At 73.1% G+C, this 335-nt stretch carries 1 pseudogene; it reads left to right on the plus strand.

Annotated features, from left to right (window positions below):
• Nucleotides 1-335, plus strand: a pseudogene (locus ACLBXP_RS25405) (glycoside hydrolase family 15 protein); the annotation flags it as partial.

Below are 335 nucleotides of genomic sequence, written 5' to 3' on the forward strand. Positions count from 1 at the left end.
ACGGACTACATGCCGGCCGGGGACGGCTCGCACCTGATCCGCCTCGTGGAGGGCGTGCACGGCCGGGACGCCATGCGGATGGATCTCGCCCTGCGCTTCGACTACGGCTCGGCCGTGCCCTGGGTCTCCCACAACGAGCTCGGCGACCTGCGCGCCATCTCGGGCCCCCACAAGGTCGTCCTGCGCACCCGCGCCCACCTGCGCGGCGCCGGCCAGACCACGGTCCCGGACTTCACGGTGCATGCCGGCGAGAGCGTCGCCTTCACGCTGAGCTACGGCGCCTCCCACGAGGACGACCCGCCCCCGATCGAGCCCCGCAAGGTGCTCGGCGAGAC

This window comes from Methylobacterium sp. A54F (assembly GCF_053346035.1).